This window comes from Geothrix sp. (assembly GCF_020622065.1).
Taxonomy (GTDB): domain Bacteria; phylum Acidobacteriota; class Holophagae; order Holophagales; family Holophagaceae; genus Geothrix.
Genome location: NZ_JAHRYQ010000001.1, coordinates 1,785,211 through 1,802,288, shown reverse-complemented (window position 1 = coordinate 1,802,288; position 17,078 = coordinate 1,785,211). Strand labels below are relative to the sequence as shown.

Here is a 17,078-nt window from a genome sequence, read left to right as displayed (position 1 = left end):
TGATGCAACTTCGGTCGAGCAGTGTGAGGCGAAGATCAGATGATATTCACCTTCTACCCAGACGTACTCAGCACCCGGGATAGGGCTTGTGCTCACACCGTGCTGCCAGGAGTAACCTGCCACTTGCTTAAGGCGGACCTCATAGGATTCGAGCAACTGAGCAGCATTCCTTCCCGCAAGAGGTTCACCGATCCATCGTTCGATATGAGCAGCAGCCCGAGCATGACCTTGAGCATCACGGCGATCTGAGGCGCATGACTCTTGGCGTCAACGGCAGCAAGGAACTCTGGGACGCGCGACGCAGGGACTGTCGGTCGGGGCTTCTTCTGAACCCGGAGCGGTTTGACCTTGAAGGGGACCGACTCAATGAATTCTGCGGCGACTGCATGATTCCACAACAGTTTCACCACCCTGAGCAGGTGGTTCGCAGTCGCCATGGATCTCCCCGCCTCCAGCATTCGGGATCGGGTTTCGAGGATCATCCCGCGAGTCACTTGGTCGATGCGGTAGGTGCCAATGTGCGGCGTCAACCAGATTCGGGAGATGTGTTCTACACCTCGAAGGTGACCAGTCGAGGTGGTTCGGGCATGAGTCGAAAGCCAGTCCTCAACGAGGGCGGCGAAGGCGGGGGCTTCCTTTTGGACGGACGGCTTACCCAGGAGAGCTTCCTGGCGTTTGCTCTCCAGGATCTTCTTTGCCGTCTGGTGGTCATGGGCGCGTGTGCTGCCCTTGAACTGCTTCCGATTGATCCTGAAGCAATAGTGGTAAACGTCTCCGACCTTCTGGAGCCCGTTCTTGAAGCCAGCCATGTTTCCCTCCGGGGATGGGGAGGGAAGGGGAGGACTTCGACTGACCGGCTGGAGGCTCCAGGTGCAATAGAGGTGCAACTCGTGGAGTCGGGGCTCATGGTGTGGGGTGGTTGCGTCGGGTAAACCCTGTGATATAAAGGGTTCTTTCAATGCGGTCCCGTAGCTCAGCTGGATAGAGCATCAGACTACGAATCTGAGGGTCGGGCGTTCGAGTCGCTCCGGGACCACCACTCGCTAGACCTGCAAACCCCCTGAAGCCTTGTGCTGACGGGGGTTTCTTGCGTCCACCTATCTTTCAAGCCATCCGCCCCTTCGCCTCGAAGTGGATCGTTCAAAGCGTGGCGGGTGCAATCGAGGTGCAAAGCAAGGAATGGGACACCGGGGAGACGCTTCCCCTCGCCTTTGCTGGCCTTTCGCGGGTGCAGCTCTGATGTCCTCCCTGAAAACGGGACCGTTGATTTGGGAAGCAGAGTCAGCGAGCACCTGGGTCTGCCGGGTGGGCCGGAATGGGACTGGAACGGGCGCTGAAATCACCGGATCGTGTCAGCTCGCAGGGACGAGCTTCAGGGCCTCGAGGACCCGTTCGGGCGTGAACGGCACATGGGTGACCCGCGCACCGGTGGCGTCGAACACGGCGTTGGCCAGGGCGGCGGCCACGGGCACGACGGGGGGCTCGCCGATGCCCTGGGTGACGGAGGTGGCGTTGTCCGCGAACACCACCTGGATGCGGGGGATGGCGGAGAAGCGGGGCAGCAGGTAGGTGTCGAAGTTCTTGTCGAGGATGCGGCCACCCTTGAAGTGGATCTCCTCGCTGAGGGCCTGTCCGATGCACATGGTGATGGCGCCCTCCACCTGCTGGCGGGCCCCGTCGGGGTTCACCACCAGGCCCACATCCACGGCCTCGAGGAAGCGCTTCGTCGTGACCTTGCCCGTGGTCTTGTCCACGGCCACCTGGGCCACGGCCACCACGAGGCCCTGGCGCCAGGCCCCGCAGGCCAGTCCGATGCCCCGGCCCGTGGGCCCGGGGGCGGGCTCCCAGCCGAAGGTCTCCACCGCCAAGTCCAGGAGGCGCAGGAGGCGGGCCTCGGTGATGAGGCGGCGACGAAGGGTCACGGGATCCAGGCCGGCCTTGGCCGCCAGGGCATCCAGCTGGCTTTCCCGGGCGAACGCGTTGGTGTGGGCGTTGGGGGCGCGCCAGGCGCCGACCTTGAGGGGATGGAGGTTGGGGACCGCCGGGGCCTGGTACCGGTTCGACTGCATCTCGTAGGCGAGCTCGGCCTCACCCTGGGAGACGCCGGCCACGCTGCTGTCCCAGAAGGTGATGGCGCCGCGCCCCGCATCCAGGCCGGAGCGGAGCTTCACCACGGCGGCCGGCCGGTAGCCATCCAGGAAGAGATCCTCCTCACGGTTCCAGGCCACCTGGATGGGCACGCCGGGAACCTGACGGGCGATCCGGGCGGCCTCGATGGCCCCGGGGCCCACGAGCTTGCCGCCGAAACCGCCCCCCACGAACTGGGCGATGATGCGGACTTTGTCCGGGCCCAGCTTGAGAGCCTCGGCCACGGTGTCGCGGAAGACGAAGGGCGACTGGGTGGAGGCCCAGACCGTCATGCGGCCGTCTTCCCACTTGGCGACGGAGGTGTGGGGTTCGAGCGTGGCGTGGCTTTCGTAGGCGTTGCGGTATTCCCCCTCCACCACGGTGGCGGCCCGCTTCTCACCCGCCGCGATGTCGCCGCGGGAGATCACCACGCGCTGCCCGGGCGCTGCCTTGTCCACGAGGTGCTGATAGATCCGCACATCGTCCACATCGGGTTCGGTCCCCTCGAAGGTGCCCTTCACGAGGGCGAGCGCCTTGCGGGCGGTGTCGGGTTGAGGGTGGAGCACGGCCAGGAGGGTGCTGTCCCGCACGACGCGGACGCCAGGAATCCGTTCGGCGGCCGCCGTGTCAGCGGTGGTCAGGGCCAGGCCGTGGGCCGGGGGCCGCAGGATGCAGGCGTGGAGCGTTCCGGGAAAGCGCAGATCGCCCGCATACTTGGCGGCGCCGGTGACCTTGGCGAGGGCGTCCTTGCGGGGGACGCGGCGCCCGATCAGCGTGCAGTCCGAGAGGGGCTTGGGCTTGACCTTGCCCAGGTGCCGCTCCATCTTCCGACCCTTGACCAGCTCGCCAAAGGTGGTGCGGCGCGCGGGGACCGCCTTCACCCAGATGGCGCCATCCTTCAGAGCCAGGTCTGAGACCGGGGCGCCCAGGGCTTTGGAGGCCATGCGCAGGAGCACGGCCCGCGCCTCTGCCGCGGCGCCCCGCAGGACCGGGGCCGTATGCCACATGGTGAGGGAGCCGCCGGTGGGCATGTCCCAGGGGCAAAGGTCCGTGTCACCCAGGATCATGTCCACCTGGGCGGGATCCAGCTCCAGTTCCTCGGCGACGAGCATCGCCAGAACGGTCATGGCACCTTGCCCCAGCTCCACCTTCCCCACCAGGCAGCTCACGCGGCCGTCGGCCGAGATCTTCAGGTAGGCATTGAAGTCCTCGGGGTAGGTGCCGGGTCGGGTCGGCACGATGGGCGCCGCCCCGGCGGGGGTGGCGAAGAAGAAGGTGAGCGTGCCAGTAGCGACGCCCTGGAGGAAGTCCCGGCGCCTCATCGCACACCTCCCATGGCCTTGCCTGCCGATTCGACCGCGTCCAGGATCCTCACATGGGCCCCGCAGCGGCAGATGTTCCCCTCCATGGCCTCGACGATCTCGGTTCTCGTGGCCTTGGGTTTCTTCTTCAGGAAGGCCCAGGCGGCCATGATCATCCCGGAGGTGCAGTAGCCGCACTGGAAGGCGTGGTGCTCCTGGAAGGCTTCCTGAACCGGATTCAGCTTCCCGTCATGGGCCAGGCCCTCGATGGTGAGCACCGACTTCCCAGCCACATCTCCCAGTGGCGTGGAGCAGGAGAGCACCGCCTCGAAGTCGACGAGCACGGTGCAGGCTCCGCAGAGTCCGGCCTCGCAGCCCACCTTGGTGCCCGTGAGCCCCAATTCGTCGCGCAGAACCCATACCAGCATGCGATCACGGGGACTCGCGACGGTGACTGGCTTGCCGTTCAGCGTGAATGAGACGGTGGCGTTCATCGGGAACCTCCCGGGAAGAGTGCATGGCGCGGGGATGTCCCATTCTATTCTTGAAACCGAAGATCAAGGCTGAGGATAGAAGATGATGTCCTCCCGAAAATCGAGGCCAGGGAATTGGCGAGGGCCGTCTCATGACCGAGGCCCCAGAGGCCTTCAGGCATGGTGATTGATTCAAGGACATGAGCCAGCCTGCGAGGCTGAGGATCTGGCTGGTACCGCATTCAAGCACCACCGAGGCGGCATGAAGCGGATCCCATGGAACATCCATGAAGGTGGGAATAAGCAAGGGCTGACCGACGCATGTCGGCTACGCAAGGAACCTCCCGCTCATTCAACGCCTATTCCACATGCCACCAAGCCATCGGGCGGAGAGCTTAGGATGGGTTTGCAGGGCGTATGGACTTGGGGGTGCGGATGAGCGGGGACCTTTCCGGGTGGGCGGCCGCCTATGTGAACCTGGTGCTGGCGGTGGGGCGCCACGACCCCCATTTCGTGGATGCCTACTACGGTCCGCCGTCGTGGAAGGACGCCGCTGAGGCCGGGAGTCCACGGGCCCTCCCCGAACTGAGGGCCGAGGCGTGCCGGATCCAGGATGGGGTGGCCGCGGCTGCACCCGCCGATGAACACCTGCGCCGTGATTACCTCCTCGGTCAACTCCAGGCCGTGGCGGCCCACCTGGACCGCCTCGGGGGGCATCGCTTCCGTTTCGACGACGAAGCCGAGGCGCTCTACCAGGTCCGTCCTCCCGGCATTCCGGAGGCGGCCTTCGAGTCGGCCCTGGCCCGGCTGGATCATCTCCTGGCGGGTCCTGGCACGGTCCAGGAGCGTTACCAGGAGGCGCGAGAGCGGGTTCTCATCCCCGGTGCTCGGGTCGATGCCGTCTTCCAGGCGGCCATTGCGGAGGCCCGGGAGCGCACGCGAGCCCATGCGGTCCTGCCGGCCTCCGATCACTTCCGCGTGGAGTATGTCACCGGCAAGTCCTGGTCAGCCTACAACTGGTACCAGGGGAGGGGCACCTCGGTGATCCAGGTGAACCTGGATCTGCCCATCGCCATCGACCGGGCCCTGGATCTGGCGGCCCACGAGGGCTATCCGGGCCACCATGTCTACAACGCCCTGCTGGAGCAGCGCTTCGCCCAGGGACCGCCGGGGGGCCGGGGCTGGGTGGAGTTCACGGTCTATCCGCTGTTCTCACCCCAGTCCCTCATCGCCGAAGGCACCGCCAACTTCGGCATCGAGGTGGCCTTCCCAGGCCCGGAAAAACAGGCCTTCGAGCGCGAGGTGCTCTTCCCCCTGGCGGGTCTTGATCCTGCCGAGGCCGAGCGGTGGGCGCAGGTGCAGGCGGAGCTGAAGGTGCTGGCCTTCGCCGACAATGAGGCCGCCCGGGGCTATCTGGATGGCCACCTCGCCCGGGCGGAAGCCGAGGCCTTCCTGGTCCGCTACTCCTTGCGAAGCCCGGCCCAGGCGGCCCAGCGCCTGCGTTTCATCGACACCTATCGCAGCTATGTCATCAACTACAACCTCGGTGAGCAGCTCGTGCGCGAGTGGGTCGAGAAGCGGGGAGGCACCGCCGAACACCCGGACCGGCGCTGGGCGGTCTTCATCGATCTGATCTCCAGCCCCCGGCTGCCCAGGGCTCTGGGGCTCTAGGAACCGGGTCCTCCCCTACAATGGGAGCTGAGCCTTGGAGTCACCCTGCGCCTGATCATCGCCGAGAAACCGAGCATGGGCCGCGCCTTGGCGGAGGCCCTGGGCCTGTCGGGACGGGGCCGCAGCCTCATCGAAGGAAACGGCCTGGTGGTGACCTGGTGCGTCGGGCACCTGGTCGAGGCCCTGAATCCCGAAGGCTATGATCCGGCCTGGAAGGCTTGGCGCTGGGACCGACTTCCCATTTTCCCCGAGCCCTTCCGCTACACGCCCATCGAGCAGACGAAGGAACAATTCGAGATCGTGGCGCGCCTGATGAACCGGGCGGACATCACCGAGGTGGTGAACGCCACGGACGCCGGGCGCGAGGGGGAACTGATCTTTGATCTCGTCTACCGTCTGGCGGGGTGCACCCGGCCGGTCCAGCGTTTCTGGACCTCCAGCCTCACACCGGAGGCGATCCAGGCCGCCTACGCCGCCATGAAACCCGGCGAAGCCTACACCGGCCTCCGGGATGCCGCGCGCAGCCGCCAGGAGGCGGATTGGCTGGTGGGCATCAATGCCACGCGGGCGCAGACCCTCCGCATGCGCCGCGCGGGGGCCGAGGAGGGCGTGTGGAGCGTGGGCCGGGTACAGACGCCGACCCTGGCTCTGCTGGTGCGCCGGGAGCTGGACATCCGCGACTTCAAGCCCCAGCCCTTCTGGACCCTGCGGGCCCGGTTCGCCCATGCCAACGGGGAGTACGAGGGGCGGTGGTTCAAGGAGCAGGACGGGCAGACGCAGGAGCGCTTCGGCACTGAGGCGGAGGCCCGGGCCCTGGCGGCGAATCTCGAGGGCCGGCCCGGAAGGATCAAAAGTGCCACGGGCAGGACGGAGAAGAAGAAACCGGACCTGCTGTACGACCTCACCAACCTGCAGAAGGAAGCCAACAAGCGCTTCGGCTTCACCGCCGAAGGCACGCTGGGCTTGGCGCAGAACCTGTACGAAAAGCAGCTCATCTCCTACCCCCGTACCAACAGCCGCCACCTGACGGAAGCCGATGCCCTCAAGGCCCCGCAGTGGATCAAGGCGCTGGCTCAGGGGCAGCTCACGGATCTCCAGCCCTTCCTCGAGCAGCTCCGTCAGCGGTGGCCCGTGAAGCTGGACAAGCGCTTCGTCAACGACCAGGAAGTGGAGGACCACGCGGCCTTGGTGCCCACAGAGAAGCCTGCGAAGGGTCTCGCGGGTGACGAGCTGCGGATCTACGACCTCATCGCCCGGCGCTTCCTGGCGGCCTATTTCCCGGATCGGGTGGAGGCCAAGACCACGATCATCACGGAAGTCGAGGGCGAGACCTTCAAGACCAATGGCACTGTGGTGAAAGAGGAGGGATGGTCTGCCATCGATCCTCCCTATCGCCGGAAGAAGGTGGAGAAGGCCACCGAACCTGCCGAGGCAGACGAGGACGGCGACGAGGAACTCGAGGGAGGGCTGCCCGTCGTGAAGAAGGGCGAAACGGTGGAAGTCGCTTCGCTGCAGCCCAAGGAAGGGAAGACGACGCCTCCCAAGCGCATGAGCGAGGGCGACCTCCTGTCCGCCATGCAGGGGGCGGGCAGGGAACTGGACGATGAAGCCCTGCGCGGGGCCATGCGGGATTGCGGTCTGGGCACCCCGGCGACGCGCGCCAACATGATCGAGACGCTCATCAAGCGGGCCTACATTGAGCGTAAGCGCAACATCCTGCTGCCCACGGACAAGGGCATCCGGCTCATCCAGGGGCTTCCGGCCGAAGCTCTGCGCAGCGCGGAGTTGACGGGCAGCTGGGAGGCCCGCCTGGAGCGGATGCGGCGCGGGGAGGAAACCCGAACCGCCTTCATGACCGATATCCGGGGGTTCGTGTCCAGCGTGGTGGCCGAACTCGAAGAGGCGCCGGCCCCTCAGGTCCACGGGGCTCCGTGTCCCACTTGCGGGCAGCCCATGCGGATCATCCCCAGCACCCGGCGTGGGGACTTCTTCCATCGCTGCGCCTCCTGCAACCTCACGGAACCGGTGAAGAAGCCGGTTCTCGGGAAAGCGGCCCCCTGACGCCCGATCTTCGCCTGGCGTTCAGACACCTCGCCGAGGGGAGGAGCAAGAGGCGACCCGCCGGCAGGCCGGCGGGTCGCAGGGGCTGGCTCAGGAGGCAGATGGTTTGCTTGCCGCCGAAGCAGGTTGGGGGGGCTTGGACGCAGCGGGGCGCTCGGAGGGATTCCAGCCGCCGCCGAGAACCTTGTAGAGGCTGACGAGGTTGCCGTATTTGGCCTGGCGGAGGGCGATAAGCCCCTGCTGGGCGGCATAGAGGGAGCGCTGGGCGTCCAGGACGCTCAGATACCCATCGATGCCCGCCGCGTAGCGGGCCGTGGCCAGGCGGTGGGTTCCTTCCAGGGCCCGCGTGAGCGTTTCCTGGGCGGCCAGCTGGTCATCAAGGGTGCCGCGCTGGGCCAGCGCATCAGCGACTTCCTTGAAGGCCACCTGGATGGCCTTCTCGTACTGGGCCAGGGTGATATCCCGGTCGGCGTTGGCTGCCTTGAGGTTGGCCCACCGGGCGCCGGCATTGAAGATCGGCAGGACGATCTGGGGCGAAAAGGCCCAGGAATCCGAGCCGGTCTTGAAGAGCCCGGAAAGCTCGCTGCCCATGGTGCCGATGTTCGTGGTGAGGGAGATGCGGGGGAAGAAGGCCGCCCTCGCCGCGCCGATGTTGGCGTTGGCCGCCTTGAGCTGGTTTTCGGCCATGAGGATGTCGGGCCGGCGCGTCAGCACCTCGGAGGGTAGCCCGGGGGTGATGTCCTTGAGGGCAGTCACGCTGCCCAGGGCCTCGGGAAGCCATTCCGCAGGTACGGCGGAGCCCACCAGCAGCCTCAGCGCGTTTTCATCCAGGGCCACGGTGCGGGTGTACCGGGCCACATCTCCCCGTGCCGTCTCGACGCTGACCTGGGCGCGGTAGGCATCGATCTCGGAGGAGGCACCGACTTCAAAACGGCGGTGGATCAGCTTGTAGGAAGCCTCCTGGTTCACGAGGGTTTCCTGGGCGAGCTTCAGACCTTCGCGGTCGGCGCCGAGGGCGAGGTAGACATTGGCGACTTCCGCCAGCAGCGAGATCTGCGCGCTGTTGCGGGCCTGCTCCGTGGCGAGGTACTGCTCCAGAGCCCGGTTCTTCAGGCTCCGGACGCGCCCGAAGAAGTCCAACTCCCAGGCGCTGATGCCGACATTGACCGTGTCCTGTTCGACGACGACCGATCGCCCGACCCCCGAGACGCTGGCAGGGAGCCGTTGGCGGGTTCCCGCCCCGACGGCGTTGATCGAGGGCAGCAGCTCGGCCCGCTGGATCCGGTAGTAGGCCCGCGCCTTCTCGGTGTTCAACGCCGCGATCCGGAGATCCCGGTTGTTGCGGAGGGCGAGGTCCAGGACCTTCCGCAGCTGCGGGTCGACGAAGAAGTCCTGCCAGGCGAGGTCAGCGGCCGGTTGCCCGGCGGTACCAGTGGTATTGGGGGCCGCCTTGTAGGAAGGCCCTTCGGGCCAGGCCTTCGGCACCGGCGGTTCAGGCACCCGGTACTTCGGGGCCATGGAGACGCAGCCCACCATGGTGAAGGCGAGGGGAAGGACGGACCAGGTTCTGAGCGACCTCATGGCTGCCCCTCCTCGGAATTCCCGGCACTTGCGGGGACAGGCTCCTGGCGCTTCTTCCTGAACAGTTGGCTGACCAGGACGAAGGACAGGGGGATGTAGAAGATGGCGATGAAGGTGGCCGTCAGCATGCCGCCAACCACGCCGGTGCCGATGGCGTTCTGGGCCGCCGCGCCGGCCCCCCGGGTCAGGGCCATCGGCAGCACGCCGAAGGTGAAGGCCAGCGAGGTCATCAGGATGGGGCGGAGACGGAGGCGGGAGGCTTCCATGGCGGCTTCGAGAAGGCCCACGCCTTGGGCCATCTGCTCCTCGGCGAACTGCACGATGAGAATGGCGTTCTTGGCGGTGAGGCCGAGGGTCGTCAGCAGGCCGATCTGGAAATAGACATCGCTGGAGAGGCCCCGTCCCCAGGTGGCCAGCACGGCACCGAAGACGCCCACGGGAAGCACCAGGAGGATCGAGAAGGGGATCGTCCAGCTTTCATAGAGGGCGGCGAGGCACAGGAAGATCACCAGGATGGACACGGCGTAGAGCGCCGGGGCCTGGGAACCTGCCTGCCGTTCCTGGTAGGAGAGGCCCGTCCACTCGAAGCCGATGCCGGCAGGGAGCTTCTTGACGATGTCCTCCATGGCCAGCATGGCGTCGCCGGTGCTCTTGCCGGCGGCGGGTTCACCCTGGATGTTTACTGAGGGGAAGCTGTTGTAGCGCTGGAGGTTGGGGGACCCATAGCTCCATTCGCCGGCAGAGAAGGCGGAGAAGGGCACCATCGCCCCGGCGGTGCTCCTGACATAGAGCTTGTTCAGGTCCTCCAGCTGCATGCGGAAGGGGGCATCGGCCTGCATGTAGACCCGCTTGACCCGGCCCCGGTTGATGAAGTCGTTCACATAGGAACCGCCCCAGGCGCTGGCCAGGGTGTCGCTGATGGCCGGCAGGGGGACCCCCAGCGTGCCGGCCCGGTCCTGGTTGAGCCGGACATTGTATTCCGGCTGATCATCCAGGCCGTTGGGGCGCACGGCCTTGAGGTTGGCGTTCTGGGCCGCCAGGCCCAGCAGCTGATTCCGGGCCTCCATGAGCTTGGCATGGCCGACGCCGCCGCGATCTTGCAGTTGGAAGTCGAAGCCCGTCGCGTTGCCGAGCTCCAGGATGGCGGGGGGCGCCACGGCGAAGACCATGGAATCCCGGCGCGCGGAGAAGGTGCGCATGGCCCGCCGGATGACGGCTTCCGCCTTCAGGTCGGAGCGGTCCCGGAGGTGCCAGTCCTTGAGCTTGACGAAGGCCATGCCGTTGTTCTGACCACGACCGGCCACGCTGAATCCGCCCACGGTCAGGCAGGAGGCGACAGCCTCCTTCTCGTCGTTCTGGTAGTACTGCTGGACCTCCGACATGACCTTCTGGGTCTGCTCCAGGGTGGATCCGGCGGGGAGCTGAACGAGGGTCATGATGATGCCCTGGTCCTCCTCGGGGAGGAAGGCGGTGGGCAGGCGCATGAACAGGACGCCCATGCCGACCACGATCACGCCGTAGATAACGGCATAGCGACCCCACTTGGAGAGGACGCGCTCGAGCTGGCCCACGAAGATGTGGTTGATCTTGTTGTAGAAGTGGTCGAACCACAGGAAGAAGGGACGCGTGACCTTCCAGCCCTTCTCGGCGGCCTCATGGCCCTTCTCGATGGGCTTCAGGAAGGTGACGCAGAGGGAGGGCGTGAGGACGAGGGCCACCACCACCGACAGCATCATGGCGGTGATGAGGGTGAAGGAGAACTGCCGGAAGATGATGCCCGTGGACCCGCCGAAGAAGGCCATGGGGCCGAACACGGCGGACAGCACCAGGCCGATGCCGACCAGGGCGCTGGTGATCTGGCCCATGGATTTCCGGGTGGCCTCCAGGGGTGACAGGCCCTCTTCGTGCATGATGCGTTCGACATTCTCGACCACGACGATGGCGTCATCCACCAGGAGGCCGATGGCCAGCACCATGGCGAACATGGTGAGCATGTTGATGGACATGCCCACATATTGGAGGATCGCGAAGGTGCCCAGGAGCACCACCGGGACCGCGATGGTCGGGATCAGGGTGGCGCGGAAATTCCCGAGGAAGAGCAGCATGACCAGGAAGACGAGGACCACGGCCTCAATGAGGGTCTTCACCACCTCGTTGATGGCCACGGTCACGAAGGGGGTCGTCTCGTAGGGGTAGTCGACCTTGACCCCCGGGGGGAAATAGGGGGAGAGCTCGTTGAGCTTGGCCTTGACGAGCTTGGAGGTGTCCAACGCGTTGGCGCCCGAGGCCAGGCGGATGAGCATGCCGGCGGCCGGCTGCCCGTTGAGCTTCGTGTCGCTTTCGTAGGACTCGGTTCCGAGCTCGGTGCGGGCCACATCCCGGAGGCGGATCGTGGAGCCATCCGCGTTGATGCGGAGGGGGATGGCCCCGAACTGCTCGGGCGTCTGGAGGAGTTCCTGCACATTCACGGTCACATTCAGCCGCTGGCCCTGGACGGCAGGGAGGCCGCCCGCCTGGCCGGCGGAGATCTGCGCGTTGTAGGCCTTCACGGCCTGGCGGATGTCATCGGGCGTGATGCGGTAGCCCACCATCTTGTCGGGGTTGAGCCAGATGCGCATGGCGTACTGGGTGCCGAAGGACAGCACCTCACCGACGCCTTCCACGCGGCTGATGACATTCTCCACATTCGAGGCCAGGTAGTCGCGCAGGTCCTCGGCATTCATGCTGCCGTCCGCCGAGGAGATGGACAGGATCATGAAGATGTTCTTCGTGGACTTGGTGACCGCGATGCCCATCTGCTGCACGACCTGGGGCATCAGGGGCTTGGCCAGCTCCAGCTTGTTCTGGACCTTGGCCCAGGCGGCATCGGGATCGGTGCCCGGCTGGAAGGTGAGTGTGACGCTGCCGTGGCCGGCAGAGTCGCTGCTGGCGGACATGTAGAGCAGCCGGTCCAGGCCCGTCATCTTCTGCTCGATGATCTGGGTGACGGTGTTCTCCACGGTCTTGGCGGAGGCCCCGGGATAGAAGGCGTCCACGGAGATGGAGGGCGGGGCGACGGGCGGGTACTGGGAGATGGGCAGGGTGTTGATGGCCAGGAGGCCGGCCAGCATCATGACGATGGCCACCACCCAGGCGAAGATGGGTCGATCGATGAAGAAATTGACCATGGAGTGGCTCCTCTACTTCGCAGCCGCAGGAGCGGGCTTGGCGCCGAGAGGCACGACCTTCACGGCCACGCCCGGGCGGACCTTCTGCAGGCCTTCCACGATCACCTGGTCCCCGGCATGGAGGCCTTCGACCACCAGCCACTTGGAGCCGATGGCGCGGTCCAGCTTGAGGGTGCGCTGCTCGACCTTGCCGGAGCCATCCACGACCATGGCGATGGCGTTGCCCTTCGGATCGCGGGTGACGCCCTGCTGCGGCGCCAGGATGGCCTGCTCGGCCACGCCTTCCTCGACGATGGCCCTGACATACATGCCCGGCAGCAGGACATGGTTGGGGTTCGGGAAGACCATGCGGAGGATCTGGGAGCCCGTGCTCGGGTCCACGGTGACATCGGAGAACTTCAGGATCCCCGCCGCCGGATACGGCGTACCGTCCTCCAGGAGGAGCTTCACCTTGGTCTGATTCGTGCTGCCCTTGATGCGGTTCGAGGCCAGATTGCGCTGGATGCCCAGCAGGGTGGTGCTGGACTGCGGAGAATCCACATAGACCTGGTCCAGCTGCTGGATGGTGGTGAAGGCGGGGCCCTGATAGGCGGTCGCCAGGGCTCCGGGAGTGACATTGGACTTGCCGATGCGGCCCGAGATCGGCGCGGTGATGCGGGTGTAGCCGAGGTTGATCCGGGCGGATTCCGCGCTGGCCTTCAAGGCCTGGACTTCGGCTTCGGCCTGCTTGGCGCCGGCGGCGGCGTCTTCGTAGTCCTGTTGCCCCACGGCATTGACGGTGAGCAGTTCCTTGAACCGCTCGGCGCGCTTCCGGATGGCGGGCAGGTTGGCCTCCGCCCGGGCCAGGGCCGCCGCGGCCGTATCGTAGGCGGCCTGGTAGGGTCTGGGATCGATCTGGTAGAGGAGTTCACCCTCCTTCACATCGCTGCCCTCCGTGAAGAGGCGCTTCTGGACGATCCCGTTCACCTGGGGATGCACCTCGGCCATGAGGAAGGCCGAGGTCCGTCCGGGCAGCTCGAAGGTGAGGGCCACGCGCTCGGGCTGCAGGGCCACCACCGACACCTCGGGAGTCGCCTTAACCTGCTCCTTCTTGCCGCAACCGATCAATAATCCGCCGGCCACGAGGGCTCCGGCGATGGAGATCATTCCGCCTCGATGGTGGGTCTGCATGGAAGTGCTCCTTAAATGGAATGTCCTGATGGGCGGTGACGGGATTCGATTGTCAAAGCGGGATGCCTGCTGAGAAGTTTTTATGACAGGGAGCCTGGCCGCGTGCCACTCGTTTCAGGCGTTCTGGAGGCCGTGGTAGACGAAGTTCGTCAGGTGGGTGGCCATGTCCTCGAGGGGCAGGGAGGGGTCGGTGGCGGTCCACACCAGGCGGTTGAACTCGGACCTCAGGGCGTGGCTGACGCAGCTGCCTTGGATGGTGATCCCCCAGAAATCGATCTCCGCCGGAGACAGGTCCGGCCGGATGCTCCGGATGCAGGCCCGGAGCTCCTGCACGGAGGGCTCCATGCGCTCCCGGATCAGGTCCTTCACCTCTTCCTTGGGGAACTGGATCTCACTGAGGAACAGCCGGATGGCCGCATCCTGCACGGGATCAGCGGATTGGAAATGAGCCTCCACCTCGACCAGGATCCGACGGATCAAGGCGTGAAGCCTCGGCCGGCCCTCCAGGGGCTCCGCCGCGACCTGGCCGGAGATCGGGGTCTCGACGGGGCTCGCCCCAAACAGGGTCAGCAGATGCCGGAAGACCTCCCGGTACAGGCCCTCTTTACCCTTGAAATAATAAGAAATAAGAGACGAGTTCTTGCCTGCCATGGACGCTATGAGGCGGATGGAGGTCGCGTCGTAACCGTACTTCGCAAAACAGCGCAGGGCCGCCTGGATCAAGCAGTCGCGGGATTCGAAATGAGCTGTCGTGGGGAGGGGAGCCGCGTTCGTCATGAAATCTCTCGGGCGTGATCGTACGACCGATCACAATAATCAATTGATCAACCAATTGATGCAAGATATTTTTTATAATAAATATTAAACTTAAAAATTAATAAAATGATAAATAAAATCATATCATAATCTCTTGACAAGGTTATTTTATGTAATTAATTTTAAACCAAGCATTGGTCAAACGACCGATGGAATTCAATCTTGAGGCGTCGAAACACTTGACTGCCTCCCTTCTTGCCCGTCTGGGCACCAGGAGTCCCCCATGAAATCCCCCCATCGTCTGGTGTTCTGCCTCACCGGCCTCGCGCTGGCCAGCAGCCCTCTCCTCGCTCAGGACCTCAAGTTCGGCCTCCAGGGCACGATCGCCTATCCCACGAGCGATCTGGGCGACAAGGGGTTGCTGGACAACTCCCTCGGCTATGGGCTCGGCGCTCACATGGTGATCGGTTTCTCCGGTGGCCACGCCATCGTCCCGCGGCTCGACTACATCTATTTCGAGAAGACCAGCCCCACCCGCAAGGTCCAGACGCTCCAACTCGGAGCCGACTACAACTACTACTTCTCGAAGCAGGTCAACAAGGGTTGCTTCGTGGGCGCGGGCGCCGGCTTCGGCCTGGCCAAGTTCGACATGAACCTGCCCGGGATGAGCGATGACGACACGCCGAACACTTTCTACGGCTCGGTTTCCGCGGGCTACATGTTCACGCCGAACATGGGCGCCGAACTCCGGTACACCTACGCGAAGTACGAGCCCGAGCTCTTCGGGGCCAAGCCGGACATCACGGCGCCGACCCTCAACGCCACTTTCATCTATCGGTTCTGAACCGGGAGTGCGTCGCTCTCCATTCACGACTCGTCCACGCCAGGGGGCCGGGATCGCCCGGCTCCCTGGCTTTCGACACGGGCATCCAGGGGCCTTCCACCACGCCTTGGCCTCGATCTGGTCCCGATTCGTCAGGCCCGCTGCCTTCGCCATCCTGCTGGCTGGCCTGGGCGCACCTTCCGGTCGATCCCAGGAAGCGTCCATCGGTCTGGGGCGCCTGCATGGCCTTGGCCACGAATCGATGACCTATTCCTGGCAGCTCCAGTACCTTCGGCCTGTCCGCGAAGGTTGGGCCGGAAGCATCGGCTGGTTGAACGAGGGGCACATCCCCGATCATCATCGCGATGGTCTCTACATCCAGGGCTGGCGTCTGCATCGGATGAAGGGGAATGACCTTCGCTTGGGGCTTGGCGTGGGCGCGTATCGATTCTTTGATACGACGGAAGGGGGAGCCGGTTCGGTCTTCCAGAATCACCACGGAATCAAGTCCCTGTTCAGCCTTTCGGCCCAGTACCCTCTTCCAGGTGGAGCCGTGGAAGCCTTCGTCCGGATCAATCGAACCTTCGGCTCCGGCTTGCCTCAGACTCAGGCAGTCCTGGTCGGGATCAGCATTCCCTTCACGCCCCGCGATCCGGCGGCAAGGCGGGACGCACCGCCCCCTAGGGACCGCCGGGAGGTTCCATCCGACCCGGATAACGAACTGACCATCTTTCTCGGCCAGACCATCCTCAACAGCTTTGAAAGCGAGGCGACTGAGCTGTTGGGTGCCGCGGCCATCGAATACCGGCGAAGGTTGCAAGGCCATTTTGATCTGTCGATTGGTTATTTCGATGAGGGTGGGCTCGATTCCGTGCGGCGCGATGGGATTGCCGCCCAGGTCTGGTTCTCGCAGCGGTCAGCGGATGGTCGCTGGCTGATCGGGTTCGGGGCGGGTCCCTATGTCAGCCGCGACTTTCCGGAAGAGGAGCGCCGGAACGCCGGATCTTCGGTCACCATCCGCACCAGCACCCGGTATTCGATGGTCATCGGTCGTCACATCTGGGGTCACTGGGCTGCGCGCCTGCAGTGGAATCGGACCCTGACGCGGTATCACCGCGACACCGATGTGCTGATGATGGGCCTCACCTACCAATGGTGAAGCGGATGGGAGCCATTCTCCCCAACGGGCGCCGCCCTTCGCCTTGCCGTCGGCGGGAAGGTCCCAGCGGCCTAGTCGCCCGGGGCGGTCGCCTCCAGGCCATGCAGGCAGAAGTCCACGAGCAGTTCCGCCTCCTGGAAGTGGCTGCCGAAGGGGGGGTATTGCCCCCAGAGCACCTGGTGAAGGCCCCGCATCGTTCCATGACCGGCCACCTGACTCGTGATCGAAGCGCCGAGGAAGGCCACCTGCGCTGCATTCAACTCGGGCCGGAGGACCTGGATGCAGGTCCGGATCAGCTCGGCCGCGGGGCTGAGGTACTGCCGGATGATCGGGTGGAGGCTGGGCCGGGGAGAGCGGAATTCCTGCACCCAGAGGCGGGCCCGGTGCTCTTGGAAGGGCCTGGCCGCCGCCGCATCCGGCGCCGCCTGCTGGTACATGAAGTGGATCTGTTCCCGCAAGAGCCGGACGGCCCCCTGCGCATTCCGCGGGTTCAGGTTGGCCACGAGCGAGGGATCGACTGTCTCGGGGGCCGAGGTCTGGAGGATGTACTTGAACACTTCCAGGTAGAGCCCCTCCTTGTTCCCGAAGTAGTGGGAAAGCAGCGAAAGGGGGCGCCCGGCCCGCTCTGCGATCATCCGCATGCTCGTGCCATCGAACCCGTGGTCGGCAAAGCAGACCAGGGCCGCCTGGAGCAAGGAGGTGCGCGTATCGAGGGGGGTGGGTTCCATGGTGGGTTCCAGGATATCAACACTTGGATTCAATCCGGGGGTAATGGCCGGGTAGCATGGG

General features: G+C 65.2%; 12 protein-coding genes and 1 tRNA gene. 5 read left to right on the top strand and 8 right to left on the bottom strand.

Translation table 11 applies throughout. From position 1 onward, the window contains the following. Nucleotides 1-92: 92 nt before the first annotated feature. Nucleotides 93-809, bottom strand: a complete 717-nt coding sequence (locus tag QZ647_RS08385; RefSeq protein WP_291271720.1) for a hypothetical protein — start codon at nt 807-809, stop codon at nt 93-95. 153 nt (nt 810-962) lie between these two features. Here QZ647_RS08385 and QZ647_RS08380 point away from each other — a divergent pair. Beyond that, nucleotides 963-1,039: transfer RNA gene (locus tag QZ647_RS08380), tRNA-Arg, on the top strand. A 313-nt stretch (nt 1,040-1,352) separates the two neighbouring features. On the opposite strand, the gene QZ647_RS08375 is transcribed toward QZ647_RS08380, so the two are convergent. Next, nucleotides 1,353-3,449: a molybdopterin cofactor-binding domain-containing protein gene (locus tag QZ647_RS08375; protein WP_291271719.1), complete on the bottom strand. Its 2,097-nt coding sequence runs from the start codon at nt 3,447-3,449 to the stop codon at nt 1,353-1,355. After that, nucleotides 3,446-3,922 carry a (2Fe-2S)-binding protein gene (locus QZ647_RS08370; protein ID WP_291271718.1) on the bottom strand — a complete coding sequence of 159 codons (477 nt, stop codon included), beginning with the start codon at nt 3,920-3,922 and terminating at the stop codon, nt 3,446-3,448. Before QZ647_RS08370 ends, QZ647_RS08375 begins: the two co-directional genes overlap by 4 nt. 414 nt (nt 3,923-4,336) lie before the next feature. Between QZ647_RS08370 and QZ647_RS08365 the strand changes: the two genes are divergently transcribed. Continuing rightward, complete coding sequence (locus QZ647_RS08365; RefSeq protein WP_291271717.1) at nt 4,337-5,572, top strand: hypothetical protein; 1,236 nt, start codon at nt 4,337-4,339, stop codon at nt 5,570-5,572. 27 nt (nt 5,573-5,599) lie between these two features. After that, nucleotides 5,600-7,633, top strand: coding sequence for a DNA topoisomerase 3 (locus QZ647_RS08360; protein WP_366526163.1), 2,034 nt, complete (start codon nt 5,600-5,602; stop codon nt 7,631-7,633). A 90-nt stretch (nt 7,634-7,723) separates the two neighbouring features. On the opposite strand, the gene adeC is transcribed toward QZ647_RS08360, so the two are convergent. From adeC to QZ647_RS08340, 4 genes are all read right to left on the bottom strand, one after another. After that, entirely contained in the window at nt 7,724-9,214 is a 1,491-nt protein-coding gene (gene adeC, locus QZ647_RS08355) for an AdeC/AdeK/OprM family multidrug efflux complex outer membrane factor (protein ID WP_291271716.1), read from the bottom strand. Next, the gene (locus tag QZ647_RS08350) at nt 9,211-12,381 is read right to left on the bottom strand and encodes an efflux RND transporter permease subunit (protein WP_291271715.1); all 3,171 of its coding nucleotides are present in this window, start codon (nt 12,379-12,381) and stop codon (nt 9,211-9,213) included. Before QZ647_RS08350 ends, adeC begins: the two co-directional genes overlap by 4 nt. A gap of 12 nt (nt 12,382-12,393) precedes the next feature. After that, on the bottom strand, nt 12,394-13,551 hold the full coding sequence (locus tag QZ647_RS08345) for an efflux RND transporter periplasmic adaptor subunit (RefSeq protein WP_291271714.1): 1,158 nt from the start codon (nt 13,549-13,551) through the stop codon (nt 12,394-12,396). A 114-nt stretch (nt 13,552-13,665) separates the two neighbouring features. After that, a complete protein-coding gene (locus tag QZ647_RS08340) occupies nt 13,666-14,328 on the bottom strand; it encodes a TetR/AcrR family transcriptional regulator (protein ID WP_291271713.1) in 663 nt (220 codons plus the stop codon). A gap of 262 nt (nt 14,329-14,590) precedes the next feature. Here QZ647_RS08340 and QZ647_RS08335 point away from each other — a divergent pair, with 262 nt between their 5' ends. Both QZ647_RS08335 and QZ647_RS08330 read left to right on the top strand, forming a co-directional pair. Continuing rightward, nucleotides 14,591-15,151, top strand: coding sequence for an outer membrane beta-barrel protein (locus tag QZ647_RS08335; protein WP_291271712.1), 561 nt, complete (start codon nt 14,591-14,593; stop codon nt 15,149-15,151). 106 nt (nt 15,152-15,257) lie between these two features. Further along, nucleotides 15,258-16,289 (top strand): hypothetical protein, encoded by a 1,032-nt coding sequence (locus QZ647_RS08330; protein WP_291271711.1) that lies wholly within the window; start codon nt 15,258-15,260, stop codon nt 16,287-16,289. 71 nt (nt 16,290-16,360) lie between these two features. On the opposite strand, the gene QZ647_RS08325 is transcribed toward QZ647_RS08330, so the two are convergent. Then, nucleotides 16,361-17,017, bottom strand: a complete 657-nt coding sequence (locus tag QZ647_RS08325; protein ID WP_291271710.1) for a TetR/AcrR family transcriptional regulator — start codon at nt 17,015-17,017, stop codon at nt 16,361-16,363. Nucleotides 17,018-17,078: the final 61 nt, after the last annotated feature.